The organism is Streptomyces sp. NPDC055749 (genome assembly GCF_053617235.1).
Window position 1 is genome coordinate 48,249 of sequence record NZ_JBSHFH010000042.1, and the last position, 25,529, is coordinate 73,777.

The 25,529-nt window shown below is 69.8% G+C and carries 23 protein-coding genes; 5 read left to right on the top strand and 18 right to left on the bottom strand.

The window, feature by feature from the left end:
• Positions 1–3: 3 nt before the first annotated feature.
• Both hisS and ACWGO0_RS27005 read right to left on the bottom strand, forming a co-directional pair.
• Complete coding sequence (gene hisS, locus ACWGO0_RS27000; protein WP_453540258.1) at positions 4–1,266, bottom strand: histidine--tRNA ligase; 1,263 nt, start codon at positions 1,264–1,266, stop codon at positions 4–6.
• A 15-nt stretch (positions 1,267–1,281) separates the two neighbouring features.
• Positions 1,282–1,968 (bottom strand): MBL fold metallo-hydrolase, encoded by a 687-nt coding sequence (locus ACWGO0_RS27005; protein ID WP_453540261.1) that lies wholly within the window; start codon positions 1,966–1,968, stop codon positions 1,282–1,284.
• A 148-nt stretch (positions 1,969–2,116) separates the two neighbouring features.
• Here ACWGO0_RS27005 and ACWGO0_RS27010 point away from each other — a divergent pair, with 148 nt between their 5' ends.
• Both ACWGO0_RS27010 and ACWGO0_RS27015 read left to right on the top strand, forming a co-directional pair.
• A complete protein-coding gene (locus ACWGO0_RS27010; RefSeq protein WP_453540264.1) occupies positions 2,117–2,905 on the top strand; it encodes a peptidylprolyl isomerase in 789 nt (262 codons plus the stop codon).
• Between the two features lie 190 nt (positions 2,906–3,095).
• Entirely contained in the window at positions 3,096–4,325 is a 1,230-nt protein-coding gene (locus tag ACWGO0_RS27015; RefSeq protein WP_453540267.1) for a DUF349 domain-containing protein, read from the top strand.
• Positions 4,326–4,399: 74 nt separating this feature from the next.
• Here the strand turns inward: ACWGO0_RS27015 and ACWGO0_RS27020 are convergent, their stop codons facing one another.
• From ACWGO0_RS27020 to pgsA, 15 genes are all read right to left on the bottom strand, one after another.
• Positions 4,400–6,748 carry a RelA/SpoT family protein gene (locus tag ACWGO0_RS27020; protein WP_453540320.1) on the bottom strand — a complete coding sequence of 783 codons (2,349 nt, stop codon included), beginning with the start codon at positions 6,746–6,748 and terminating at the stop codon, positions 4,400–4,402.
• Between the two features lie 520 nt (positions 6,749–7,268).
• On the bottom strand, positions 7,269–7,820 hold the full coding sequence (locus ACWGO0_RS27025) for an adenine phosphoribosyltransferase (RefSeq protein ID WP_453540270.1): 552 nt from the start codon (positions 7,818–7,820) through the stop codon (positions 7,269–7,271).
• A complete protein-coding gene (gene secF, locus ACWGO0_RS27030; protein ID WP_453540272.1) occupies positions 7,817–8,929 on the bottom strand; it encodes a protein translocase subunit SecF in 1,113 nt (370 codons plus the stop codon). Before secF ends, ACWGO0_RS27025 begins: the two co-directional genes overlap by 4 nt.
• Before the next feature lies 1 nt (position 8,930).
• The gene (secD, locus tag ACWGO0_RS27035; protein WP_453540273.1) at positions 8,931–10,691 is read right to left on the bottom strand and encodes a protein translocase subunit SecD; all 1,761 of its coding nucleotides are present in this window, start codon (positions 10,689–10,691) and stop codon (positions 8,931–8,933) included.
• Positions 10,692–10,838: 147 nt separating this feature from the next.
• Positions 10,839–11,315 (bottom strand): preprotein translocase subunit YajC, encoded by a 477-nt coding sequence (yajC, locus tag ACWGO0_RS27040; protein ID WP_453540276.1) that lies wholly within the window; start codon positions 11,313–11,315, stop codon positions 10,839–10,841.
• Between the two features lie 165 nt (positions 11,316–11,480).
• Positions 11,481–12,584 (bottom strand): Holliday junction branch migration DNA helicase RuvB, encoded by a 1,104-nt coding sequence (ruvB, locus tag ACWGO0_RS27045; RefSeq protein WP_453540279.1) that lies wholly within the window; start codon positions 12,582–12,584, stop codon positions 11,481–11,483.
• A gap of 58 nt (positions 12,585–12,642) precedes the next feature.
• Positions 12,643–13,269: a Holliday junction branch migration protein RuvA gene (ruvA, locus tag ACWGO0_RS27050; protein ID WP_453540282.1), complete on the bottom strand. Its 627-nt coding sequence runs from the start codon at positions 13,267–13,269 to the stop codon at positions 12,643–12,645.
• Positions 13,266–13,799 carry a crossover junction endodeoxyribonuclease RuvC gene (gene ruvC / locus ACWGO0_RS27055; RefSeq protein WP_453540285.1) on the bottom strand — a complete coding sequence of 178 codons (534 nt, stop codon included), beginning with the start codon at positions 13,797–13,799 and terminating at the stop codon, positions 13,266–13,268. The genes ruvA and ruvC overlap by 4 nt, the downstream gene beginning before the upstream one ends.
• A 130-nt stretch (positions 13,800–13,929) precedes the next feature.
• Positions 13,930–14,682, bottom strand: a complete 753-nt coding sequence (locus tag ACWGO0_RS27060) for a YebC/PmpR family DNA-binding transcriptional regulator (protein WP_185301892.1) — start codon at positions 14,680–14,682, stop codon at positions 13,930–13,932.
• A 61-nt stretch (positions 14,683–14,743) separates the two neighbouring features.
• Positions 14,744–15,337, bottom strand: a complete 594-nt coding sequence (gene pdxT, locus ACWGO0_RS27065; RefSeq protein WP_453540288.1) for a pyridoxal 5'-phosphate synthase glutaminase subunit PdxT — start codon at positions 15,335–15,337, stop codon at positions 14,744–14,746.
• Positions 15,338–15,343: 6 nt separating this feature from the next.
• On the bottom strand, positions 15,344–16,264 hold the full coding sequence (gene pdxS, locus ACWGO0_RS27070; RefSeq protein WP_453540291.1) for a pyridoxal 5'-phosphate synthase lyase subunit PdxS: 921 nt from the start codon (positions 16,262–16,264) through the stop codon (positions 15,344–15,346).
• A 113-nt stretch (positions 16,265–16,377) separates the two neighbouring features.
• Positions 16,378–16,923: a hypothetical protein gene (locus tag ACWGO0_RS27075; protein ID WP_453540294.1), complete on the bottom strand. Its 546-nt coding sequence runs from the start codon at positions 16,921–16,923 to the stop codon at positions 16,378–16,380.
• A 173-nt stretch (positions 16,924–17,096) separates the two neighbouring features.
• Positions 17,097–18,257, bottom strand: a complete 1,161-nt coding sequence (locus ACWGO0_RS27080) for a glycosyltransferase family 4 protein (RefSeq protein WP_453540296.1) — start codon at positions 18,255–18,257, stop codon at positions 17,097–17,099.
• Positions 18,254–19,177, bottom strand: a complete 924-nt coding sequence (locus ACWGO0_RS27085; protein ID WP_453540299.1) for a phosphatidylinositol mannoside acyltransferase — start codon at positions 19,175–19,177, stop codon at positions 18,254–18,256. The genes ACWGO0_RS27080 and ACWGO0_RS27085 overlap by 4 nt, the downstream gene beginning before the upstream one ends.
• The gene (gene pgsA, locus ACWGO0_RS27090) at positions 19,174–19,845 is read right to left on the bottom strand and encodes a phosphatidylinositol phosphate synthase (RefSeq protein ID WP_453540302.1); all 672 of its coding nucleotides are present in this window, start codon (positions 19,843–19,845) and stop codon (positions 19,174–19,176) included. The genes ACWGO0_RS27085 and pgsA overlap by 4 nt, the downstream gene beginning before the upstream one ends.
• Positions 19,846–20,132: 287 nt before the next feature.
• On the opposite strand from pgsA, the gene ACWGO0_RS27095 reads away from it, so the two are divergent.
• Complete coding sequence (locus ACWGO0_RS27095; RefSeq protein ID WP_453540305.1) at positions 20,133–22,352, top strand: elongation factor G-like protein EF-G2; 2,220 nt, start codon at positions 20,133–20,135, stop codon at positions 22,350–22,352.
• Positions 22,353–22,512: 160 nt separating this feature from the next.
• Positions 22,513–24,183, top strand: a complete 1,671-nt coding sequence (locus ACWGO0_RS27100) for a hypothetical protein (RefSeq protein ID WP_453540308.1) — start codon at positions 22,513–22,515, stop codon at positions 24,181–24,183.
• Between the two features lie 24 nt (positions 24,184–24,207).
• Here the strand turns inward: ACWGO0_RS27100 and ACWGO0_RS27105 are convergent, their stop codons facing one another.
• Positions 24,208–24,777, bottom strand: coding sequence for an HIT family protein (locus ACWGO0_RS27105; protein ID WP_453540311.1), 570 nt, complete (start codon positions 24,775–24,777; stop codon positions 24,208–24,210).
• A 66-nt stretch (positions 24,778–24,843) separates the two neighbouring features.
• On the opposite strand from ACWGO0_RS27105, the gene ACWGO0_RS27110 reads away from it, so the two are divergent.
• Positions 24,844–25,521 carry a potassium channel family protein gene (locus ACWGO0_RS27110; RefSeq protein WP_453540314.1) on the top strand — a complete coding sequence of 226 codons (678 nt, stop codon included), beginning with the start codon at positions 24,844–24,846 and terminating at the stop codon, positions 25,519–25,521.
• Positions 25,522–25,529 lie beyond the last annotated feature (8 nt).

Genomic DNA, 25,529 nt, shown 5'->3' on the forward strand with positions numbered 1-25,529 from the left:
GCCCTACGCCAGGCGCGAGCGGATCGCCTCGGTCACGTCCGCCAGAGCGACCGCTTCCTGCTCGCCCGACTCCATGTCCTTGAGCTGGACCTTGCCCTCGGCCAGGTCACGCTCGCCCGCGACGATCGTGAACCGCGCACCCGACCTGTTCGCGCTCTTCATCGCGCCCTTCAGACCACGGCCGCCGAACGCGAAGTCCGTCGCCACGCCCTCGCGCCGCAGCTGCGTGACGATGCCGAAGAGCACCCTGCGGGCCTCCTCGCCGAGCGGAACCGCGTACACGCTGGTGGTGGCGGGGATGGCCAGTTCGATGCCCTCGGCCTCCAGGGCGAGAACCGTACGGTCCACGCCGAGCGCCCAGCCGACGGACGGCAGCGCGGGGCCGCCGATCATCTCGGACAGGCCGTCGTAACGGCCGCCGCCGCCCACCGCGGACTGCGAGCCGAGACCGTCGTGGACGAACTCGAAGGTCGTGCGCGTGTAGTAGTCGAGGCCGCGGACGAGCTTCTCGTCGTCCTCGTACACCACGCCTGCCGCCGTCAGCAGACCGCGGACCTCCTCGTGGTACGCCTTGCAGCCGTCGCAGAGGTAGTCACGCAGCATCGGGGCGCCGGTCAGCTGCTTCTGCACCTCGGCCCGCTTGTCGTCGAGGACGCGGAGCGGGTTGATCTCGATGCGGCGACGGGTGTCCTCGTCGAGGTCGAGGTCGCGCAGGAAGCCCTGGAGCGCCTCCCGGTACACCGGGCGGCACTCCTTGTCGCCGAGCGAGTTCAGCAGGATGCGGAACTGCGTGAGGCCGAGCGAGCGGTACGCCTGGTCGGCCAGGATGATCAGTTCGGCGTCGAGCGCCGGGTCCTCGGTACCGATGGCCTCGGCGCCGACCTGCGAGAAGTGCCTGTAGCGGCCCTTCTGCGGGCGCTCGTAGCGGTAGTACGAGCCCGAGTACCAGAGCTTGACGGGGAGGTTGCCCGCCTTGTGGAGGTTGGCCTCCAGTGCCGCGCGCAGCACCGAGGCGGTGCCCTCGGGGCGCAGGGCGAGCTTGTCGCCGCCCTTGGTCTCGAAGGCGTACATCTCCTTCGAGACGATGTCGGTGGACTCACCGACGCCGCGGGCGAAGAGGGCCACGTCCTCGAAGCCGGGGGTCTCGATGTAGCCGTAACCGGAGTTCTTCAGCGGTGCGGAGATCGCCGCGCGGACCGCGAGGTACTTGGCGGAGTCCGGCGGAATCAGGTCGTACGTGCCCTTGGGGGCCTGGAAGGTGCTCACAGGGTTTCTCTCTCGTCACATTCCTCGGCGGGGCGCGTCCATACCGAGCAGGTACGGGTTGGATGCGCGCTCGCGGCCGATGGTCGTCTGGGGGCCGTGGCCGGACAGCACCACGGTCGAGTCGTCGAGCGGCAGGCACACACGGGCCAGCGACTCGAGCAGCTCGGCCTGGCTGCCGCCGGGCAGGTCGGTGCGTCCGACGGAGCCGGCGAAGAGCAGGTCGCCCGAGAAGAGAACCTGCGGAACATCCGCGGCCTCGGGCATCCTGAACGTCACCGACCCCTTGGTATGGCCGGGCGCATGCGCGACGCCGAACTCCAGACCGGCCAGCTTCAGCACGGCACCGTCGGTCAGTTCCTTGACGTCGTCCGGCTCGCCCACGGTCAGCTCGCCCATGAGCGGCATCCCGAAGGAGCGGCCGAGGGCCTTCTCCGGGTCGCTCATCATGTACCGGTCCTCCGGGTGGATCCAGGCAGGGACGTCATGGGCGCCGCACACGGGGACGACCGAGGCGACATGGTCGATGTGGCCATGGGTGAGGACGACCGCGACGGGCTTGAGCCGATGCTTCTTCAGCGTCTCCTCGACGCCCTGGGCGGCCTGATGCCCGGGATCGATGATCACGCACTCCTCGCCTGCGGCGGGGGCGACCAGGTAGCAATTGGTCCCCCAGGCCCCGGCGGGGAACCCGGCAATGAGCACGATCGTCCTTAATGTTCGTCCGACGGGAGAGGCTGTTGAGACAGATCCAGCAGATCAGAGCCTACCGGCGCTCCTCATCCCACAGCTAACCCATATACGGTACGGGGCAACCCAGGCCGGATCACACGACGTACAAGGAGATCAACCGGTGGTCAGCAGCGATCAGCGGCGGCGGCAGCTCGCCCGCGAGAAGTTCGAGCGGCAGCAGCAGCGCCGGGAGGAAGCCCGCCGGAGGACCAGGCGTCTCACGGTGGTCATCGCGTCCGCGCTGGCCGTGGTGGCGGTCATCGGCGCGGGCGCGTACGTCTCCGTCGGCGGCGACGACGACAAGAGCAAGCCCGACGCGGCGGCGAGCCAGAGTCCTTCGGCGACACCCTCCGCGAGCGAGAGTGCAGCGCCGGAGCCCGAGATGAAGATCGACAAAACCGCCAAGTACGCGATGTCGCTCAAGACGAGCCAGGGCGACATAGCGTTCACCATGGACGCGGCGAAGACCCCGCACACGACGAATTCTTTCAAGGCCCTCGCGGACAAGGGGTACTTCGACGGTACGAAGTGCCACCGGCTGACCACGGAGGGCATTTTCGTCCTCCAGTGCGGTGACCCGAAGGGTGACGGTACGGGCGGTCCCGGCTACACGATCCCGGACGAGAACCTGACGGCGCTGGGCAAGGCGGGCAAGGACGGCACCGTCACCTTCCCCGCGGGCACGGTGGCGATGGCCAACACCGGCCAGCCGGGCACCGGCGGCAGCCAGTACTTCCTGGTCTACAAGGACACCAAACTGCCGCCCACCTACACGCCGTTCGGCACCATGGACGAGGCCGGGCTGAAGACCGTCAAGAAGGTCGCCGAGGCGGGCGTATCCGGCGGTGCGGGCGACGGTGCGCCGAAGAAGACCGTCACCGTCGAGAAGGCCGCTGTCGACAAGGCCTGACCGGGCCGGGCGGCCGGCACACCCCGCCACGTGGCGCGGACCGGAGAATTTCAGCCGCGCTGAGTGCGGACAGCCGGGTGGCCGGTCGCCTAGATTGACGTTGTGCAGGGCGGGCGATGCCCGCCCCAGGAAACTGTGGACGATGCCCGGGGGGCGAACCCCCTCGCAGGTATCAGGTGGAGGAGGCGCTGTGAGCAGCGACCCGTGGGGCCGCGTCGACGAGACGGGCACCGTGTACGTGCGTACAGCCGATGGCGAGCAGGTCGTCGGATCGTGGCAGGCCGGTTCCCCCGAGGAGGCCCTGGCCTACTTCGAGCGCAAGTACGAGGGCCTGGTGGTCGAAATCGGCCTCCTCGAGCGGCGGGTGAAGACCACCGATCTCTCGGCCAAGGACGCGACGGCGGCAGTCGATCATCTGCGCAAGCAGGTCGACGAGCATCACGCCGTGGGCGACCTCGCCGCGCTGCGTACCCGGCTGGACGCGCTCGTCGCGACGGTCGACTCGCGGCGCGAGGAGCGCAAGGTCCAGAAGGCGAAGCAGACCGACGAGGCGCGCCACGCCAAGGAGGCGCTGGTCGTCGAGGCCGAAGAGCTGGCGCAGAGCGAGCAGTGGCGCTCGGCAGGCGAGCGGCTGCGGGCCCTGGTCGACACGTGGAAGGGGCTTCCGCGCCTCGACCGCAAGTCGGACGACGAGCTGTGGCACCGCTTCTCGCATGCCCGTTCGGCGTTCTCCAAGCGGCGCAAGGCCCACTTCGCGGCGCTGGACGCACAGCGCGAGGACGCCCGTAAGGCCAAGGAGAAGCTGGTCGCCGAGGCCGAGGCGCTCTCCGGGTCCACGGACTGGGGCACGACGGCCGCCCGGTACCGCGACCTGATGACCGAGTGGAAGGCCGCGGGCCGCGCGCAGCGCGAGTCCGAGGACGATCTGTGGAACCGCTTCCGCGGCGCCCAGGACGTCTTCTTCGCGGCCCGCAGCGGTGTGTTCGCCGAGCGGGACGCGGAGCAGGGCGAGAACCTCAAGCTGAAGGAGGAGCTCGCCGACGAGGCCGAGAAGCTGGTGCCGGTGAGGGACCTGAAGGTGGCCAGGGCCGCGTTCCGTACCCTCAACGAGCGCTGGGAGGCCATCGGCCACGTACCGCGTGACGCCCGCCCGAAGGTCGAGGGGCGGATGCAGGCGGTGGAGCGTGCGCTCCAGGAGGCCGAGGAGAACGAGTGGCGCCGTTCGAACCCGGAGGCGCGGGCGCGTGCCGAGGGTCTGACCGGTCAGCTCCAGGCGGCCGTGGACAAGCTGCGTAAGCAGATCGACACGGCTCGTGCCTCGGGCAACAACGCACGCGCCGACAAGCTCGCCAAGGAGCTCGAGGGCCGGCAGGCGCTGCTGGACCAGGCTCTCAAGGGCCTGGAGGAGTTCAGCGGCTGATCCGGCTCACGCCGGCACGAGAAGAGGGGCTCCTGTACTTCGCGTACAGGAGCCCCTCTCTCGTGCTTCCCGGGTTACGGCCTGCGGGCCGAGGTCACCCGGTACACGTCGTAGACGCCCTCCACGCCCCGCACGGCCTTCAGCACGTGCCCCAGGTGCTTCGGGTCGCCCATCTCGAAGGTGAAGCGCGAGGTGGCCACCCGGTCGCGGGAGGTCTGCACGGCCGCCGAGAGGATGTTGACGTGCTGGTCGGAGAGGATCCGGGTGACGTCGGAGAGAAGCCGGGAGCGGTCCAGCGCCTCGACCTGGATGGCGACCAGGAAGACCGAGGACTGGGTGGGGGCCCATTCGACTTCGAGGATCCGCTCGGGCTGCTGCGAGAGCGACTCCACGTTGACGCAGTCGGCACGGTGCACGGAGACGCCGCTGCCCCTGGTGACGAATCCGATGATCGGGTCGCCGGGGACGGGTGTGCAGCAGCGGGCGAGCTTGACCCAGACGTCCTCGACGCCCTTGACGACGACGCCGGGGTCGGCGTTGGCGCGGCGCTTGCTGCGGCCGTGGGAGGGCGGGGTGGACTCGGCGAGGTCCTCGTTGGCCTCGTCGTGGCCGCCGAGGGCCTGCACCAGCTTCTGTACGACGCCGGCCGCCGCGACATGGCCCTCGCCGATCGCCGCGTACAGCGAGGAGATGTCGGGGTAGCGCATCTCGTGGGCGAGCGTGACCAGCGAGTCGCCGGTCAGGATCCGCTGGATCGGCAGATTCTGCTTGCGCATGGCCCGCGCGATGGCGTCCTTGCCCTGCTCGATCGCCTCGTCGCGGCGCTCCTTGGAGAACCAGGCGCGGATCTTGTTCCGGGCGCGGGGCGACTTGACGAAGCCGAGCCAGTCCCTGGAGGGTCCGGCGCCGGTCGCCTTGGAGGTGAAGACCTCGACGAGGTCACCGTTGTCCAGAGTCGATTCGAGCGGTACGAGGCGCCCGTTGACCCGTGCTCCTATCGTGCGGTGGCCGACCTCCGTGTGGACGGCGTACGCGAAGTCGACGGGGGTGGCGCCTGCGGGCAGCGCTATGACGTCGCCCTTGGGTGTGAAGACGAAGACCTCGTTGCGCGAGAGGTCGAAGCGCAGGGACTCCAGGAACTCGCTGGGGTCCTCGGTCTCCTTCTGCCAGTCCAGGAGCTGGCGCAGCCACGCCATGTCGTTGACGGAGTCCTGGCCGCGGCCTGTGCTCTTGGGCACGTCGGTGCGGACCTTGGAGACGCCCGCGGAGGGCTCCTGCTTGTACTTCCAGTGCGCGGCGATGCCGTACTCGGCGCGGCGGTGCATGTCGAACGTACGGATCTGGAGCTCGACGGGCTTGCCGCTGGGGCCGATCACCGTGGTGTGCAGCGACTGGTACATGTTGAACTTCGGCATCGCGATGTAGTCCTTGAACCGGCCGGGGACCGGGTTCCATCGCGCGTGGACGGTGCCGAGCGCCGCGTAACAGTCGCGGACCGTGTCGACAAGTACACGAATACCCACCAGGTCGTAGATCTCGGCGAAGTCCCGGCCTCGCACGATCATCTTCTGGTAGACGCTGTAGTAGTGCTTCGGCCGTCCGGTGACGGTGGCCTTGATGCGGGCGGCGCGGAGGTCGGACTGGACCTCGTCGGTCACTATGGCGAGGTATTCGTCGCGCTTGGGGGCCCGCTCGGCGACGAGGCGGACGATCTCGTCGTACATCTTGGGGTAGAGGATCGCGAAGGCGAGGTCCTCCAGCTCCCACTTGATGGTGTTCATGCCCAGGCGGTGAGCCAGGGGCGCGTAGATCTCAAGGGTCTCGCGGGCCTTCTTCTCCTGCTTCTCCCGCTTGAGATAGCGCATGGTGCGCATGTTGTGCAGGCGGTCGGCGAGCTTGATGACCAGGACCCGGGGGTCCTTGGCCATGGCGACGACCATCTTGCGTACGGTCTCGGCCTGGGCGGCCTCGCCGAACTTGACCTTGTCGAGCTTCGTGACGCCGTCGACCAGCAGCGCGACCTGGTCACCGAAGTCCTTGCGCAGGGTGTCCAGGCCGTACTCGGTGTCCTCGACCGTGTCGTGCAGCAGTCCGGCCATCAGGGTGGCCGGGTCCATGCCGAGCTCGGCGAGGATCGTCGTGACGGCGAGCGGGTGCGTGATGTACGGGTCACCGCTCTTGCGCTTCTGGCCGCGGTGCCAGCGTTCGGCGACCTGGTAGGCCTTCTCGATCTGGCGCAGCGTCGCCGTCTCGATCTTGGGGTCGTTGGAGCGGACGGTCCGCAGCAGCGGTTCGAGCACGGGGTTGTACGGGCTGGAGCGCTGGACGCCCAGCCTGGCCAGGCGGGCCCGGACCCGGTTGGACGATCCGCCGGAGCGGGGCACCGAACCGGCCGGGACGACCGGCTTGGCCGCGGGCTTCACCGGGGCCTTGGCCGCCGGTACAACCGGGGGTACGGGGCTCACGGGCGCCGGGGTCCCGGCGGGCGCGGCCGGTGTGGTCTCCGCGGGCGCGGCCGGTGTGGTCTCCGCGGGCGCGGCCGGTGCGTCGGCAGCGGGCTTCGGGGCGCTCAGCGGGGGCTTGGGGCCGGGGCCCGGCTTGGCGCTCGCGGGGGTCGGCGAGGCGGGTTCCGCCGCCTTCCCGGGGCTGTCCGCCGACTCCGGCGCCGCAGGCTTCGGCGGGCCCGCCGGCTGCGCCTTCCAGGGCGTGGCTGGGTCCGCCGCGGGCTTTTCGGGCTGCGGGGCGGCGACTGGCTGGGCCTCGTCTGGCAAGAGCGCTCCTCGTGCGGATCCGGGGTACCCGGAAAGCCCATGGTATCGACCCTGTGGCCGCTCCTCGCCCGGGGACGGTGAGACCGCTCACAACGCGGGACGGGCACCCGGATGTTCCCGGGTGCCCGTCCTGTGTCTCCGGCTGTCGTACGCCGGTCGGTCCTGCCGTCTTTCAGACGGTGATCAGGGCCTCCAGCGGGGCGCCTCGCAGCGCCGGTTCCAGTCGTGCGCGGCCCGGCAGGAAACCGAGCTCCATGAGGACCGCGACGCCCGCGACCTGGGCGCCTGCCCGCCGGATCAGCTCCAGCGATGCCTCGGCGGTGCCGCCGGTGGCGAGGACGTCGTCGATGACCATGATCCGGTCCTCGGACGACAGGTCCTCGGCGTGGATCTCGATCTCCGCGCTGCCGTACTCCAGCTCGTACGCCTGGCTGAGCGTGGCTCCGGGCAGCTTGCCGGCCTTGCGGACCGGTACGAAGCCGAGGCCCGCCCGGACCGCGACCGGCGCCGCCAGGATGAAGCCGCGCGCCTCCAGACCGACGATCTTGGTGGCCCCGTGCCGGACGCACAGCTCCGCGAGTGTGTCGGTCAGCAGCGTGAAGGCCACCGGGTCCGCGAGCAGCGGCGTGATGTCCTTGAACATCACACCCGGCTTCGGATAGTCGGCGACATCACGGATGCGGCTGAGCAGCAGCTCGCGGGTGGATTCGGTGGTGCTGGTCATCGACGGTTCCCCGAGGTACGGCCGTGGCCCCTGGGCTGCTCGCGCTGGCCCACGACGGCACCCGCGGTCTCGCCGTCCTCGGGGTAGTCGTCCTGCGGCTGCTCGTCGCCCTCGTCCTCGACGGACTCGCCCTTGGCGGCGGCTGCCGCCCGCTTGGCGAGGATCCGCTTCTTCAGCGCCTTCATCTGCGGGTCGCGTTCCTTCAGGTCGGCGACGAGCGGAGTGGCGATGAAGATCGAGGAGTACGCACCGGCCGCGAGGCCGACGAAGAGCGACAGCGAGATGTCGTTGAGCATGCCCGCGCCCAGCACACCGCCACCGATGAACAGCAGACCGGCGACGGGCAGCAGCGCGACGACGGTGGTGTTGATCGAGCGGACCAGGGTGCTGTTGATGGAGCGGTTCGCGACCTCGCTGTAGGTGAAGCGGGTCTGCTTGGTGATCCCCTTCTGGCCCTCCTTGAGGCTGTCGAAGACGACGACCGTGTCGTAGAGGGAGTAACCGAGGATCGTCAGCAGACCGATCACGGTGCCCGGGGTGACCTCGAAGCCCACCAGGGCGTAGATCCCGACCGTGATCGTGATGTCGTGGATCAGCGCGACGAGGGCCGCGACGGCCATGCGCCACTCGAAGGCGATGGCGAGGTAGATCACCACGAGGATCATGAAGATCCCGAGGCCGGTCCACGCCTTGTTGGCGATCTGCTCACCCCAGCTGGGGCCGACCAGGTCCGCGTTGATCTTCGCCTCGGGCACACCGAGGTCCTCGGCGAGCTGGGTCTTGATCTCGTTGGCCTTCGCGGTGTCGACCTCGGTGATCTGGATCCGCATGTTGCCGTTGCCGAGCTCCTGGACGATCGCCTCGTGGCCCGAGGCCTCCACGGCGCTCTCGTGCGCCTGGGAGACCGAGACCTTGGGCTTCTCGTCGGTCGTGAAGACCGCGCCGCCCTTGAACTCGATGCCCATGTTGAGCCCGCTGACCGCCAGGCCGACGATGGCCGTGATGGTGATCAGTATCGAGACGCCGTACCAGATCTTGCGCTTGCCGATGAAGTCGTAACCGACCTCGCCACGGTAGAGCCGGGCGCCGAGATTGCCGAGTCGCGACATCTCAGGCCTCCTTCGGGTGGTCGGTGGGAGCGTTGATACGGCGCGAGCGGCGCAGCGGCGGCTTGGCACCGAGGCGCTTCGGGTCCAGCCCGGACCACGGGTTTCCGCTCGAGAAGAACTTCGTGCGGCCCATCAGCGTCATCACGGGCTTGGTGAAGAGGAACACCACGACGACGTCGAGCAGGGTGGTCAGGCCGAGCGTGAACGCGAAGCCCTGGACCTTGCCGACCGTCACGAGGAAGAGCACCGCGGCGGCGAGGAACGACACGAAGTCGGAGACCAGGATCGTGCGCCGGGCGCGGGGCCAGGCCCGCTCGATGGCCGGACGCAGCGTGCGGCCTTCGCGGATCTCGTCACGGACACGTTCGAAGTACACGATGAACGAGTCCGCCGTGATACCGATCGCGACGATGGCTCCACAGACCGCGGGCAGGTTCAGCGCGAAGCCGATGGCCGGGCCGAGCAGGGACATGATCGTGTACGTCAGGATGCCGGACACCGCGAGGCTGAGGAGCGCGATGAGCGCGAGGCCGCGGTAGTAGGCGACCAGGTAGATGACGACCAGGGCGAGGCCGATGGCGCCGGCGATCAGACCGGCCTTCAGCTGCTCGTCGCCGAGGGCGGCGGTCACGGTGGTGACGCTCTGCTGCTCGAAGGAGAGCGGGAGAGCACCGTAGGAGAGCACGTTGGCCAGGTCCTCGGCGGACTGCTGGGTGAAGCTGCCGGAGATCTCGGCGCTGCCGCTGAGGGTCTCGTTCACCTGCGGCGCGGAGACGACCTCGCCGTCGAGGGAGATCGCGAACTGGTTCATCGGCGGCTGCTGCGACGACAGCTTCTGCGTGATCGACTGGAACTTCTTGGAGCCCTTGTCGGTGAACTCCATGGAGACGAGCCAGATGCCCCGCTGCTGGTCGAACTGGGCCTTGGCGTCGTCGACGTCCGTACCGGAGACCTCGGCCGGGCCGAGGATGTACTTGGCGTCGCCCTCGGCGCTGCACGCGACCGTCGGGTCCTCGGGCTTGACTCCCTCACCGGCCTTGGCGCGGGCGGCCTTGTCGCTGCAGTCGAGCTCGGTGAACTTCTTCTGCAGTGCGGCGGTGGCCGGGTCCGGCGTCTCGGCGGCGGGCGGCTCCGTGGCCGCCGGGGCGTCCGTGGTGCTCGCGCCGGGGGTGGGCGTCTTGTCCTTCTTCAGGGCGTCGGTGACCGCACGGCCCTGGGAGGTGGCGCTCGACGAGGGAGTGGCCTTCGAATCGGAGGCCGTTTCCTTGTCGCCCGCCTTCGCGCTGGGCGTGGCCTTGGGGGTGGCCGAACCGGTCGCCGAAGGGCTTTCGGAACCCGTGGGCGTCGGCGTGCCGGCGGTGACCGTGATCACGGGCCGGAAGTAGAGCTGGGCGGTGGTGCCGACCTGCTCCTGAGCCTGCTTGGAGTTCGTCCCCTTGGGGATGTTGACGATGATGTTCTTTTCGCCCTGGGTCTGAACCTCTGCCTCGGAGACACCCAGACCATTGACACGGCGCTCGATGATGCTGACCGCGGTGTTCATGTTGGTCTGGTTGATCGCGTTCGGCTTGCCGGGCTGGCTCTTCGCCTCAAGCGTGATCGATGTCCCGCCGGCCAGGTCGATGCCCAGCCGGGGAGTGGTGTGACCGGACAGGAACATCCCGCCAGTGAGCGCGACCATGGCGATGAGGATCAGTACCAGGGCACGCCCCGGCCTCCCCTGACCGCCCGCCGGCCCTCGGCCCTTCTTCGGTGCTGCCACCTTCTCGTTTCTCCCTGTCCAACCGCCCCGCGCCGGGTACGCGCCCGAGCGGCCACGAAGTGATGTGGGGACCTGCCCCCGCAGAAGACCGCACTCTCCGTCGGACGCCGCGCTGCCTGTGGGCGCGCGGCGTCCCCGGATCGTGAACTACTTCGCGTCGCCCTCGACGTCGCCCTTGCCCTTGGCGTCCTTGGACTCGGCGTCCTTCACCTCGGTGTCGTCGGCCTCGGCCTTCTTGCCCAGGTCGATCTTCGCGTCGTCCGAGGCGTCGGCGTCGGAGTCCTTGGTGAGCGAGGAGGCGTCGTCGGGCACGACCGTGCCCTCGACCTTCAGGTCCTCGTCGTCGCCGTGGACGATGCGGTTGTACTCCGCGTCGTCGAGGACGGCACCGATCGAGTTCTTGGCGTAGACGGCGTGGACGCCGGGCGCGACCTCAAGGAGGACCGTGTCGTCGTGAAGCTCCTTGACGGTGGCGTACATGCCCCCGATCGTCCGGACGCCGGTGCCGGGCTGCATGTCGTTACGCATCTGCGCAGCCGCCGCCTGCTTCTTCTTGGCGGACCGGGTCATCAGGAACATGGCCCCGATGAGCACGATGAAGGGGAGGAGAGTCACGATATTCACGGGACGGAAATTCCTTCGCACGACCGCGTTGGAATGCGGCCTGGTCTACGGGGGTGGGTACACCGACCTGTACGGGCGGCATCGGCGGAGTCTAAGCGAGTCCGCATCATTGGAACAACGCCCAGCATGGCACCGTCGTTCCACTTCAGGCCAACCTGTGATTCTTCACGCCCCGAACAGGCCCTGTTGTCCCTTTCCGCCTTGAGGTGGCGGAACGAGGCCCAGATGTGCCCATGCCGCAGGCGTGGCGACCCGGCCGCGCGGGGTCCTGGCCAGCAGTCCTTCGCGTACGAGGAAGGGCTCCGCGACCTCTTCCACGGTCTCGCGCTCCTCCCCCACCGCCACCGCGAGGGTGGACAGACCGACGGGACCACCGCCGAAGAGCTTCATCAGGGCGCCGAGCACCGCACGGTCCAGGCGGTCCAGGCCGCGGGCGTCGACCTCGTACACCCGCAGGGCCGCGGCGGCGATGTCCCGGTCGATCCGGCCGTCGGCCTTGACCTGGGCGTAGTCCCGGACGCGTCGCAGCAGCCGGTTGGCGATACGGGGCGTGCCCCGGGAGCGTCCGGCGATCTCGGCCGCGCCGTCCACGTCGATGGCGACGTCGAGGAGGCCGGCGGAGCGGTGGATGACGCGCTCCAGCTCGGCGGGGGCGTAGAACTCCATGTGCCCGGTGAAGCCGAAACGGTCCCGCAGCGGGGGCGGCAGCAGGCCCGCGCGCGTGGTGGCTCCGACGAGGGTGAAGGGCGGCAGCTCCAGGGGGATCGCGGTGGCGCCCGGGCCCTTGCCAACGATGACGTCGACCCGGAAGTCCTCCATGGCCATGTAGAGCATTTCCTCGGCGGGCCGCGACATGCGGTGGATCTCGTCGAGGAAGAGGACCTCGCCCTCCTGGAGGGAGGAGAGGATCGCGGCGAGGTCGCCCGCGTGCTGGATGGCGGGGCCCGAGGTGATCCGGATCGGGGCGTTCATCTCGGCCGCGATGATCATGGACAGGGTGGTCTTGCCGAGGCCGGGGGCGCCGGAGAGCAGGACGTGGTCGGCGGTGGCCCCTCGGGCGCGGGCTGCCTTGAGGACGAGGTCGAGCTGTTCGCGGACCTTCTCCTGGCCGACGAACTCGTCGAGGTCCCTGGGGCGCAGCGCCGCGTCGACCGCGGTGTCCTCGCCGTCCGCCCCGGCGTCGACCAACCGGTCGCCGAGACCGTCGCCCGGCCCGTCGTCGAGGTGCGGACGCTCGTCGGTGTCGGGTCCGGTCTCGTCCCAGTTCATTCGGTCAGTCCCGCCTCGGGTGTCTCGGTGCCGGGCCGCGCCCGGACCGGTGTGGTGATCAACGTGCGCGGTTGAGTGTCTGGAGGGCGGCGCGCAGCAGTTGCGGTACGGGCGGCTGGGCGCCTTCCGCCAGCGCGGCCTCGGCCTGCGGCGCCACGGCGGCGACCGCCTCGTCCGCCTCGCGGGTCGCGTACCCGAGTCCGATCAGCGCGGCCTGGAGCTGATCGCGCCAGCCGGAGCTGACCGCGGTGCCGATGCCCTGCTGTCCGATGTGGGCGCCGACCGGCTCTCCCAGCCTGTCCTTCAGCTCCAGGAGGAGCTTCTGGGCACCCTTCTTGCCGATGCCGGAGACAGCGGTGAGCGCCTTCTCGTCGCCGGTGGCGACGGCGATGCGCAGGGCGTCGGGGCTGTGCGTGGCGAGCATGGCCTGCGCGAGCCGGGGGCCGACTCCGCTGGCGGTCTGGAGCAGCTCGAAGACCTGGCGCTCGTCGTCGTCGGCGAAGCCGTAGAGCGTCAGCGAGTCCTCCCGTACGACGAGGGAGGTCGCGAGTCTTGCCTCCTTGCCGATCCGGAGACCGGCGAGGACGTTCGGGGTGCACTGGACGGCCATGCCGATGCCGCCGACCTCGATCACGGCCGTGGTCGGGGCGAGGGCGGCCACCGGGCCTGAGACGAAGGCGATCATGCGGTACGGCCTTTCGATGTGCGATGGGCGGCGACGGCCTGCTGGAGCCGGTTCTGCGCGGGGGCCCGCCAGATGTGGCAGATGGCGAGCGCGAGGGCGTCGGCGGCGTCGGCGGGCTTGGGCGGCGCGTCGAGCCGCAGGAGCCGGGTCACCATCGCGCCGACCTGGTCCTTGTCGGCACGCCCCGAGCCGGTGACTGCGGCCTTGACCTCGCTGGGGGTGTGCAGGGCGACGGGGATACCGCGGCGCGAGGCACAGAGCATGGCGACCGCGCTTGCCTGGGCGGTGCCCATCACCGTACGCACGTTGTGCTGGCTGAACACCCGCTCCACGGCGACGAATTCGGGCCGGTGCGTGTCGAGCCACTCCTCGATGCCGGCCTCGATGGCGACCAGCCGGTGGCCGAGCTCCGCGTCTGCGGGGGTGCGGACGACGCCGACACCGATCATCGTCAGGGGGCGTCCGGCGACGCCTTCGACGACTCCGACCCCGCACCGGGTCAGCCCCGGGTCCACGCCGAGTACACGCATGAAGCGCCCTCCCCTCGCCGATCGTTCAACTGTTCCCGCAGGCTATCGGCTCGCACTGACAATGCGACGGGCCGACGGGGTGTGTCCCCGTCGGCCCGTCGGCTCCGCCTGTGCGGCGACTGCCCGGATGTCAGGCGTCGACCTTCTCCATGACCTCGTCCGAGACGTCGAAGTTGGCGAAGACGTTCTGCACGTCGTCGCTGTCCTCCAGCGCGTCGATGAGCTTGAAGATCTTGCGAGCGCCCTCTTCGTCGAGGTCGACCTGCATGGTGGGCAGGAAGTTGGCCTCGGCGGAGTCGTAGTCGATACCGGCGTCCTGGAGCGCGGTGCGGACCGCGACCATGTCGGTGGCCTCGCTGACGACCTCGAACGTCTCACCGAGGTCGTTGACCTCCTCGGCACCCGCGTCGAGCACGGCACCGAGGACGTCGTCCTCGGACAGCTCGCCCTTGGGGACGATCACGACGCCCTTGCGGTTGAAGAGGTACGAGACCGAACCCGGGTCGGCCATCGAGCCGCCGTTGCGGGTCATCGCGACCCGTACGTCGGACGCGGCACGGTTGCGGTTGTCGGTGAGGCACTCGATGAGCACCGCGACACCGTTCGGACCGTAGCCCTCGTACATGATCGTCTCGTAGTCGGCGCCGCCGTCCTCGAGACCGCCACCGCGCTTGACCGCGGAGTCGATGTTCTTGTTCGGGACGGAGCTCTTCTTCGCCTTCTGGATGGCGTCGACGAGCGTCGGGTTGCCTTCGAGGTCGACACCGCCGGAGCGGGCGGCTACTTCGATGTTCTTGATCAGCTTCGCGAAGAGCTTGCCGCGCTTGGCGTCAATCACGGCCTTCTTGTGCTTCGTCGTAGCCCATTTAGAGTGGCCGGACATCTGCCTTCTCCTTCGCGTCACCAAAATCGATCCGAACCCGAGAGATCCTACCGGGGTCGAGTCAGAGGACTGCGCGCACCATGTCGACGAAGAGTGCGTGAACCCGGTGGTCTCCGGTCAGTTCCGGGTGGAACGACGTGGCAAGGGCGTTTCCCTGCCGTACGGCGACAATGTGACCGCCGTGTTCGGCGATGACCTCGACCTGCGCCCCGACGGATTCGACCCAGGGTGCCCGGATGAACACGCCTTCGACCGGACCGTCCGCGATTCCGTCGACCTCGACGGCCGCCTCGAAGGACTCGTTCTGACGTCCGAAGGCGTTACGGCGCACGATCATGTCGATCCCGCCGACGGTTTCCTGCCCCGAGCGCGGGTCGAGGATCTTGTCGGCGAGCAGGATCATGCCTGCGCAGGTGCCGTAGACCGGCATCCCGGCGCGTACCCGCTCGCGCAGCGGTTCCAGCATGCCGAAGAGCACGGCGAGCTTGGACATGGTGGTGGATTCGCCGCCGGGTATGACGAGGCCGTCGACCTCGGCGAGCTCCTCGGGACGCCGGACCGGCCTGGCCAGGGCGTCAGCCGAGGCCAGGGCGATCAGGTGTTCCCGTACGTCGCCCTGGAGAGCCAGGACTCCGATCACAGGGGTGTCGCTCATCAGTGACTACCAGCCGCGGTTGGCGTAGCGCTCGGTCTCGGGCAGGGTGTCGCAGTTGATGCCGACCATGGCCTCGCCCAGGTTGCGGGAGGCGTCCGCGATGATCTTCGGGTCGTCGTAGAAGGTGGTGGCCTTCACGATCGCGGCGGCACGCTTGGCGGGGTCACCGGACTTGAAGATGCCGGAGCCGACGAAGACACCCTCGGCACCGAGCTGGCGCATGAGCGCGGCGTCCGCGGGGGTGGCGACGCCACCCGCGGAGAACAGGACGACGGGCAGCTTGCCGAGCTCGGCGACCTCCTTGACCAGCTCGTACGGGGCGCGGAGCTCCTTGGCGGCGGCGTACAGCTCGTTGTTGTCGTAGCCGCGCAGCCGGGCGATCTCGTTCTTGATCTGGCGCAGGTGGCGGACGGCCTCGACGACGTTGCCGGTGCCGGCCTCGCCCTTCGAGCGGATCATGGCCGCGCCCTCGGCGATACGGCGCAGGGCCTCGCCCAGGTTGGTGGCGCCACAGACGAAGGGGGTCGTGAACGCGAACTTGTCGCTGTGGTTGACCTCGTCGGCCGGGGTCAGGACCTCGGACTCGTCGATGTAGTCGACGCCGAGGGACTGCAGGATCTGGGCCTCGACGAAGTGGCCGATGCGCGACTTGGCCATGACGGGGATGGAGACGGCCTCGATGATCTCTTCGATCATGTTGGGGTCGGACATCCGGGCCACGCCGCCGTCCTTACGGATGTCGGCGGGCACCCGCTCCAGGGCCATGACGGCCACGGCGCCCGCGTCCTCGGCGATCTTCGCCTGCTCGGCGTTGACGACGTCCATGATCACGCCGCCCTTGAGCTGCTCGGCCATGCCGCGCTTGACGCGGCTGGTGCCGATGGCCGGGGAGTCGGTGGACTGCGGGGTGCTGGGAAGCGTGGACACGGAACGACCTCACTCGGGGAAAGACGCTGACTGGTGCAAGGCAGAGCAAACGCCCCGGGACCAGTCCACAGCAAGGGCCAATAAGTACCCCGTGGATCGTTTTGGCCCCTGTCTCAGCTGCCGGGACGGTCCGCGAGAGCCACCGGTGGCTCGTCGTCCATCTCGAACGCGAGGGGGAAGGGCGCGTGGCCGGCCAGCCGGAACAGCCGCACCGTGCGGTGTCTGCGCAGCGCGCGGGCCGCGCGCACGGCGTCGTTGTGGAACCGCCGGGCCATCGGCACCCGGCGTACCGCGGCGGCCAGTTCGGCCGCCGCCTCGACCCCGCCGGGGATCTCCTGCACCGCTTCGACCTGGGCCGTCTCACCGAAGACGGCGCGCAGTGCGGTACTGAGTTCGCTCTCGGCGACCTCCCGGTGGTCCTCCTCGGCCTGCCGGGCGGCGTGCGCGGCCTCGTACAGGACGATGGAGGCGGCCGGGTCGAGGACACCGGACGTGGCCAGTTCCTGGGTGACCGAGGCGCGGCGCAGCAGTTGGGCGTCGAGCGCGGCCTTGGCGGCGTCGATCCGTGCGTGCAGACGGTCCAGCCTTCCGGCGGTCCAGCTGAGGTACAGGCCGATCGCGACGAGCGCGACGGCGATCCAGATGAGGGTTTCGGTCACGGGCCGCAGGCTACCGTCGCCCGGGCCTCACCCCGGTCGGCGGGCAGGCCGCACCGTGCCCGCCGGCGGCCGTACGGAAGTCGTTTCCAGCGGTCGGAACCGAAGAACCGGCCACGCGGCAACGGGAGTTGGATCCCGCCGGACACCCATGAACGGATATCCGGCGGGATCCCTCAGTCCCGGGCCAGCCCGAACCGCGCCCGAAGTCCCGAGCGCTCGTCCGCGGCCACCGACGCCGCCCCGTCCGCCACCGTCTCGTACACCGCCAGGATGTCCGCGCCCACCGTCGTCCAGTCGAAGCGGCGCACATGCGCGCTGCCCCGCTCGCGGAGTCCGGCGCGCCGCTCGGGGTCGCCGAGCAGCCGGATCGCGGCCGTGGCCAGCGCGTCCGCGTCCTCGTTGGCGAACAGCTCGCCCGCCGAACCCTGGTCGAGCACCTGCGCGAACGCGTCCAGATCGCTCGCGAGCACCGGCGCCGACGCCGACAGCGCCTCGACCAGGATGATGCCGAAGCTCTCGCCCCCGGTGTTCGGCGCCACGTACACATCGACGCTGCGCAGCAGCCGCGCCTTGTCCTCGTCACTCACCATGCCGAGGAACTCCACGCGGTCGCGCAGCTCCTTGGGCAGCGAGGAGACCGCCTCCTCCTCGTCACCGCGCCCCGCGACCAGCAGCCTGGTCTCCGGGCGTGCCGCGAGGATCGCGGGCAGCGCCTTCATCAGGACCGGCAGGCCCTTGCGGGGCTCGTCGATACGCCCTATGAACCCGATCGTCCCGCCCTGCCACTCCGCCTTGGGCTCGGCCCCGGCGAAGAACTCCACATCGACACCATTGGGAATGACGACCGCGTCGCCGCCCAGATGCTCGACGAGGGTCCGGCGCGCGTACTCGCTCACCGCGATGCGCGCACGGATCTTCTCCAGCGCGGGCTGGAGGATCGGATAGGCCGCGATCATCGCCCGGGAGCGCGGATTGGACGTGTGGAACGTCGCGACGATCGGCCCCTGCGCCGCCCAGCACGCGAGCAGCCCCAGCGAGGGCGAGGTGGGCTCGTGGATGTGGATGACGTCGAACGTGCCGTCGTGCAGCCACCTGCGTACACGGGCGGCCGACAGGAAGCCGAAGTTCAGCCGCGCGACGGACCCGTTGTACGGGACCGGGACGGCCCGGCCGGCCGAGACCACGTACGGCGGCAGCGGAGTCTCGTCGTCCGCGGGCGCCAGCACGGAGACCTGATGGCCGAGGCGGATCAGATGCTCCGCGAGGTCACGGATGTGGAACTGCACGCCTCCCGGTACGTCCCAGGAGTACGGGCAGACAATGCCGATCTTCACGGCTGTTCCCCTCGGGGGTCCAGATCGGAGATCCAGAGACGCTGCAGCATGTGCCAGTCCTCCGGATGCTCGGCGATTCCGACGGCGAAGGCATCGGCCAGCGCCTGTGTCATCACAGACGTCTTCTCGGTGCGATCGCCTGTCTCGGGTTCCTCGACGGGCGGGTGGATGCGCACCTTCATGACCGGGGTGCCGTCGTACCAGAGCGTTACGGGGAGCAGCAGGGCCCCGGTCTGCTGGGCCAGCAGCGCCGGTCCCGCCGGCATCCGCGCGGTGTCGCCGAAGAAGTTCACCTCGACGCCGGATGCGGACAGATCTCGGTCGGCGACCAGGCAGACGAGGCCGCCCGCCCGCAGCCGCCGTGCCAGCGTGCCGAAGGCCGCGCCGCCGTTGTGCGGCAGCACCTCCATGCCCAGGCCCTCGCGGTAGGCGACGAACCGGTCGTAGAGCGTTTCGGGGTTGAGGCGTTCGGCGACGGTGGTGAAGCCGACCTTGAGGTCGGTGGTCACCCAGGCACCCGCGAGATCCCAGTTCGCCAGGTGCGGAAGGGCGATGATGACGCCCCGCCCGGCGTCGAGGCCCTCCTTCAGACGGTGGGTCTCCCGCACCTCGATGCTGTCCTTGATGCGCCGGGGGGTCCACGTAGGCAGCCGGAACGACTCCATCCAGTAGCGCATGTACGAGCGCATACCGGCCCTGGACAGTTCGGCGAGACGGGCGGCGTCCGCATCGGGCACCACTCGCGCCAGATTCGACTCCAGTCGCAGCACACTCTTGCCGCGGCGCTTCCACACCTGGTCGGCGATGGTGCGGAAGAGTGCCTGCGCGGCGGGCTCGGGGAGCTTCTTGACCGCCCCCCAGCCGAGCCCGTACAGCCCGTCCGTCACCCGTCCCCGCAGCCTCTGCCCGGTGCCGCTCACTGGGTGGCCTCGCTCCCCTGCTCCGCCGACGCCGCGGCGGCGTCGGCCTCGGCGGACTCCCGGCGCACGGTCACCACACGCTGGATCAGCGTCACCAGGCTGCCCACGGCGACGATCCACAGCGCGATCGGCAGCAGGATGTCGATCCCGGGAACGCCGAAGGTGTGCAGACCCGCGAGTCCGGCGGCGACCAGCGAGATCACGAGCCGCTCGGCGCGCTCCACCAGTCCGTTCACCGCGACCGGCAGGCCGATCGATTCTCCGCGTGCCTTCGTGTACGAGACCACCTGGCCGCTCGCGAGGCAGAAGATCGCCACCGCGCACAGCACGTTGTCGTCACCGCCGCCCGCGTACCAGAGGGCGAAGCCCGCGAAGATCGCCCCGTCGGCGACGCGGTCGAGCGTCGAGTCGAGGAACGCGCCCCACCGGCTGGAGATACCCGCCTGGCGGGCCATATTGCCGTCGACGAGGTCCGAGAAGACGAAGATCGTGATGACGATCGTGCCCCAGAAGAACTCCCCCATCGGGAAAAAGACCAGCGCACCTGCCATCACTCCGGCCGTGCCGACGAGCGTGACCGCGTCGGGGCTGACCCCGAGGCGGAGCAGCAGAGCGGCGAACGGTGTGAGGACACGCGTAAAAAATGCACGCGCGTACTTGTTCAGCATGGCCTTCCCGAGGTTCGGTGGGCCGCGCGGCCACTGCGGCCACCGGCTGGCCCATCGTAGTCACGACCCGTGTGCTCCACCGGCCGGGCACCCGCACCGGGGGTGTCCCGCCGCCTCGGACGCTCATGTGCGACGTATGGACGCCGCCCGAAGTGAGTGGAAAGCTCGAATTACCGCGGGCGTCGACGAAGCCGCCGCGACGGCTCCCCCGTGCCCGTGCACAGCCATCTCCCCTCACCGCGCAGCCCGCTCACGCGTAACGCGCACTCCACCGGGAGGCACACATCATGGGCGACAGAGCACACACCCACACCGGGGCCGCCGGCAGGGCGGCGACGGCCGACCGGCCCACTTCCATACGCAATGTGGTGCTGGTCGGCCACAGCGGCTCGGGCAAGACGACTCTGGTCGAAGCACTCGCACAGACGGCCGGAGCCGTCAACCGGACCGGCCGGGTCGAGGACGGCGGGACCATCTCCGACTACGACGAGATCGAGCACCGCACGCAACGCTCCGTACAGCTCTCGCTGGTCCCCGTCGAATGGGGCGGCTACAAGATCAATCTGCTGGACGCCCCCGGCTACGCGGACTTCGTCGGGGAACTGAGGGCCGGTCTGCGAGCAGCGGACGCGGCCCTTTTCGTCGTCTCGGCCGCCCAGGAGGCCGACGCCGTCGCGGGCACGACCCGTGCCGTGTGGGAGGAGTGCGCGGCCGTCGGGATGCCGCGGGCCATCGTCGTCACCCACCTCGACACCGCCCGTACGTCCTTCGACGGGATGACCCGGGTCTGCGCCGAGCTCTTCGGGGGCGACGACCCCGACGCCGTGGTCCCGCTCCATCTGCCGGTACGCGGCCCCCAGGCCCCGGACGGGCACGCACCGCTCACCGGGCTCACCGGACTGCTCTCGCAGCGGATCTTCGACTACTCCTCCGGCGAACGGAAGGAGACACCGCCCGCGGACGGCCAGCGCGAACCTCTCAAGGAGGCCCGCAACCGGCTCATCGAAGGGATCATCGCCGAGAGCGAGGACGAGACCCTGATGGACCACTACCTCGGCGGCGGCGACATCGACATCAAGACCCTCGTCGACGACCTGGAACGCGCCGTCGCACGCGGCGTCTTCCACCCCGTCCTCACCGCCGCCCCCGCGGCCGACGGCGCACGCCAGGGCGTCGGCACCGTCGAACTCCTGGAACTCATCACCGGCGGCTTCCCCACCCCGCTGGAACGCACACTCCCCGCCGTCACCACCCCGCAGGGCGCCCCGCGCCCCGCGCCGGTCTGCGATCCGCAGGGCCCCCTGGTCGCGGAGGTCGTCAAGACGGCCTCCGACCCCTACGTCGGCCGGATGTCCCTCGTACGCGTCTTCTCCGGCACCCTGCGCCCCGACGACACGGTTCACGTCTGCGGCCACGGCCTCACCGATCCGGGACACGAGGAACGCCCCGCCCACGAGGCCGAGGTCCGGGTGGGCGCGCTCACCTCCCCCTTCGGAAAGCAGCAGCGGCCCCTCGACCGGTGCATCGCGGGAGACCTCGCCTGCGTCGCCAGACTCGGCGCGGCCGAGACCGGGGACACCCTCTCCGCCAAGGACGATCCCCTGCTCATGGAGCCGTGGACCATGCCCGATCCACTGCTGCCGCTCGCCGTCAGGGCCCACAGCAAGGCGGACGAGGACAAGCTCTCCCAGGGCCTCGCACGGCTGGTCGCCGAGGACCCCACCATGCGCCTCGAACAGAACCCGGACACCCACCAGGTCGTCCTGTGGTGCCTGGGCGAAGCACACCGCGACGTCGCCCTGGAACGCCTGCGCAGCCGCTACGGCGTCCAGGTCGACACGGTCCCCCACCGCGTCCCCCTGCGCGAGACGTTCGCCACCCGGTGCACCGGGCGCGGCCGGCACGTCAAACAGTCCGGCGGCCACGGCCAGTACGCCATCTGCGAGATCGAGGTGGAACCCCTGCCGCCCGGCACAGGCATCGAGTTCGTCGACAAGGTCGTCGGCGGATCGGTACCCCGCCAGTTCATCCCGTCCGTCGAGAAGGGCCTGCGCGCCCAGGCCGCCCGGGGAGTCGCCGCGGGCCACCCGCTCGTCGACGTACGCATCACGCTGCTGGACGGAAAGGCCCACTCCGTGGACTCCTCGGACGCGGCCTTCCAGACGGCCGCCGCACTGGCCCTGCGCGAAGCAGCCGCGGACACCCGTATCCAACTGCTCGAACCGGTGGCCGAGGTGAGCGTGCTGATCCCCGACGACTACGTGGGCGCCGTCATGAGCGACCTGTCGGGCCGGCGCGGCCGGGTCGTCGGCACCGAGCAGGCGGCGGGCGGACGCACCCTCGTGCGGGCCGAGGTACCCGAGCTGGAGATCGGCCGGTACGCCGTCGACCTGCGCTCCCTCTCGCACGGCACCGGGCGCTTCGACCGCTCGTACGCCCGTCACGAAGCGATGCCGCCACAGCTCGCCGACCGCGTCCGCGAGGAGCGGGAAGGGGTACGGGACTGACCGCGCCCGACGCGACACCTCGTGTACGCAGGCCCGTTCACCCAGCAGGGGACGGTGATCGGGTCAGAACGCTACGCTGTGGGCCCAGCTCAGAAGGTGTGCCGCGTACGGTAGTTGGGAAAAGCGCCAAGGGCAGACCGTGCGGCGAGTGGGGGCGGCAGTGGCCAACGACGGATTCGATTTCTCTCCCGGAGCGCAGATCCCGCTCCAGGGCTCGGCAGGACAGGCGGTGGCGACCAACGCCCTCGCCTCCGCCGCCTACCGCGACAGCCCGGTGGAGGAGATCCTCAAGGCCAACAACGAGTGGCACAAGTCGGAAGTGAAAGCGGGCGACTCCAAGCTCTTCAAGTCCGCCTACTTCAAGCCGAATCTCGGCGAGGCGTTCTCCCGCGCCGTCCAGGAACGCATGCTGGGCGGCGACCGCAAGGCGCTCATCCAGTCCTTCGGCACCGACCCGCAGACCGTCGTCGAACACTGCCTGTCCGCGACCGGCCTCCGCAAGGCGCGGGACACCAGACTGACCCTCGTCACCGCGGTGTTCGGCTTCGTGTTCCTTCCCGGTCTGCTGCTCTGGGTCCTGGCGTTCCGCCTGCGCGACTACCTCAACAAGTCGAAGGACACCGCCTTCCGGGCCCTGGGCGGCCTCCTGCTCGCCGTCTTCGGCATCGGCGCCCTGCTCCTGCTGGTCATGCTCCCGGTCGACGGACTGCTCGCGCTCTACCTGCGCGGAATGATCATCGCCCCCGTCATCGGCTGGCTCCTGGCCAAGCGGATCGCGGAGAGTTCCGCCAAGGACATGCGCTCCCGCTGGGAAGGGCTGCTCTCCGGCGCCGGCGTCATCGCCAAGATCCCCGACTCCGTACCCAAGAATCCCAACGAGACGGCGCGCGAAGCACTCCGCCAGGGCCTGGAGAAGCTCTCCGCCGAGCAGCAGTCCAACTCCGTCTTCTACGCGGGCCCCAAGGGCGTCCTCGGCATGGGCACCCGCTGGGGCAGCTGGCAGCTCGCCGAGGAACTCGTCCCCAAGGACCCGACCAAGGAGATCCACCAGTTCCGCAGCTGGGACCTGATACGGGTCATCCACGACCAGCTGAAGATGCTGGAACGCGGCCCGCTGAACACCGGCGGCTTCCCCACCCCCGCCGTGAAGCACTGGATCGTCTCCCCCGTCGGCGAGAACGCGGACTCGGTCTCCCGCCCCGAGGGCGAGGACGTCGCCACGTTCCAGGTCAAGCCGCACGAGATACAGCGCATCTGCAACCACCAGCAGTTCGGCAGCGGCAACCGGCACTACCTGGGCGTCCAGTTCACCCTCTGGGACGGCCAGTTGGTCATCACCATGATGATCACCGTGACCGTGCTCCACGAGACCCTGCGGATCGAAGTCACCGGACACGCGCTGGGGCCCGTCCACGGGCTCTTCCTCACCAAGCCGGAGGCCGAGACCAAGACGGTCAACAAGGCCGTGAGGTTCTGGGAGACCCGCAAGGTCACCCTGCCGCTCGTCAAGGCCAACGAGGTCGTCAGGCTCGCCCTGCGCGCCCCGTTCACCTGGTATCCGCCGCTGCTCGACTACCTGGGCGGCAAGATCGTCCTGCCCGAGCCCTTCGGTCTCCGCCACGCCTGGGCGGCGCAGCCGTGGAACCACCGGTTCATGGCGGACGACGCCATACGCGCGGCGGCCCCCGTCCTGCGCGCCGTGCACTCCGCGGCACTGCGGGTCCTGGAGGAGAACGGCGTCGACACCGAACGCTTCGACAACCGCTCCATGATCCTCAGCGGACTGGTGCAGGACCCGGCCCCGCGAAAGGCCGACGTGTACGACGCGTAGTGCTCAGGCAGCGGACGGGCCCGGCTACCGGGCCCGTCCGACGGGCCAGGCGTCCGCCAGCATCGAGCGGGTGTCGCCGAGCAGCTGCGGCAGCACCTTCGTATGACCGACCACCGGCATGAAGTTGGTGTCCCCGCCCCAGCGCGGCACCAGATGCTGGTGCAGATGGGCGGCGATACCCGCGCCCGCGACCGTGCCCTGGTTCATCCCGATATTGAAACCGTGCGCCCCCGAGGCCGCACGCAGCGCGACCATCGCCCGCTTGGTGAAGTCGGCCAGCTCGCCGGTCTCGTCGGCGTCCAGCTCCGTGTAGTCGGCGACGTGCCGGTACGGCACGACCATCAGGTGTCCGCCGTTGTACGGATACAGATTCAGCACGGCGTAGACCTTCTCGCCGCGCGCCACGATGAGCCCGTCCTCGTCCGACTTGGCGGGGATCACACAGAACGGACAGCCGTCGTCGGCCCCCGGACCGCTGGGCTTGTTCTCCCCCTGGATGTAAGCCATCCGGTGGGGCGTCCACAGGCGCTGGAACGCGTCGGGCGTCCCCACTCCGATCTGCTGCTCCGGCTCACTCGTCATGCCGATCAGCATATTGCGTCGGTCCCGCGGAGCGTGTCGCCGGGGCCCGACCCGACAGCGGCCCGCAATGCTGTGGCCATGAACGACCGCCCCACCGACCCCGCACCGAACCGGCTGACACACTGGGAGAAGCGCGCGGAAGTGCCGCTCTTCGCGGCCTCGGTGCTCTTCCTCACCGGGTACGCGGTCCGCGTTCTCGCCCCCCAGGACACCGAACCTTGGCGCGATATCGCCCTCGCCCTGGTCATCGCGACCTGGCTGCTCTTCCTCGTCGACTACGCGGTACGGCTCCGGCTGAGCGGCCTCGGCCTCCGCTTCGTCCGCACCCACTGGCTGGACACGGTGGTCCTCGTACTCCCGCTCCTGCGCCCGCTGCGGATCGTCCGGGTCTACACGGCGGTCCAGAAGCGCCGGGACCGGCCGCGGCTGAACCTGTACGCCCGGGTCATGACGTACGCGGGCATGACGGCCCTGCTGCTCGGCTTCTCCTCCGCCCTCGCCGTCTACCACCAGGAGCGGGGCGCGCCCGGCGCCACGATCCGTACCTTCGGGGACGCGGCCTGGTGGGCGTGCGCGACCCTCACGACGGTGGGGTACGGGGACGCCTCCCCGGTCACACCGGGCGGCCGGACGGTCGCGGCCCTGCTGATGGTCTGCGGTCTCGCGCTGCTGGGCGCGGTGACGGGCTCGTTCTCCTCGTGGCTGTTGCAGGTGTTCACGCGGGAGGACGAGAAGGGGCCCCCGGAGCGCGTGTAGCGCTGCGG

What these genes read in the sequence shown, in the direction of transcription:
- ACWGO0_RS27025 (WP_453540270.1), bottom strand. Translation starts at nt 7,820, where the DNA reads ATGACCAGCACCACCGAATCCACCCGCGAGCTGCTGCTCAGCCGCATC.
- secF (WP_453540272.1), bottom strand. Translation starts at nt 8,929, where the DNA reads ATGTCGCGACTCGGCAATCTCGGCGCCCGGCTCTACCGTGGCGAGGTC.
- ruvB (WP_453540279.1), bottom strand. Translation starts at nt 12,584, where the DNA reads ATGAACTGGGACGAGACCGGACCCGACACCGACGAGCGTCCGCACCTC.
- ruvA (WP_453540282.1), bottom strand. Translation starts at nt 13,269, where the DNA reads ATGATCGCCTTCGTCTCAGGCCCGGTGGCCGCCCTCGCCCCGACCACG.
- ruvC (WP_453540285.1), bottom strand. Translation starts at nt 13,799, where the DNA reads ATGCGTGTACTCGGCGTGGACCCGGGGCTGACCCGGTGCGGGGTCGGA.
- ACWGO0_RS27060 (WP_185301892.1), bottom strand. Translation starts at nt 14,682, where the DNA reads ATGTCCGGCCACTCTAAATGGGCTACGACGAAGCACAAGAAGGCCGTG.
- pdxT (WP_453540288.1), bottom strand. Translation starts at nt 15,337, where the DNA reads ATGAGCGACACCCCTGTGATCGGAGTCCTGGCTCTCCAGGGCGACGTA.
- pgsA (WP_453540302.1), bottom strand. Translation starts at nt 19,845, where the DNA reads ATGCTGAACAAGTACGCGCGTGCATTTTTTACGCGTGTCCTCACACCG.
- ACWGO0_RS27095 (WP_453540305.1), top strand. Translation starts at nt 20,133, where the DNA reads ATGGGCGACAGAGCACACACCCACACCGGGGCCGCCGGCAGGGCGGCG.
- ACWGO0_RS27105 (WP_453540311.1), bottom strand. Translation starts at nt 24,777, where the DNA reads ATGCTGATCGGCATGACGAGTGAGCCGGAGCAGCAGATCGGAGTGGGG.
- ACWGO0_RS27110 (WP_453540314.1), top strand. Translation starts at nt 24,844, where the DNA reads ATGAACGACCGCCCCACCGACCCCGCACCGAACCGGCTGACACACTGG.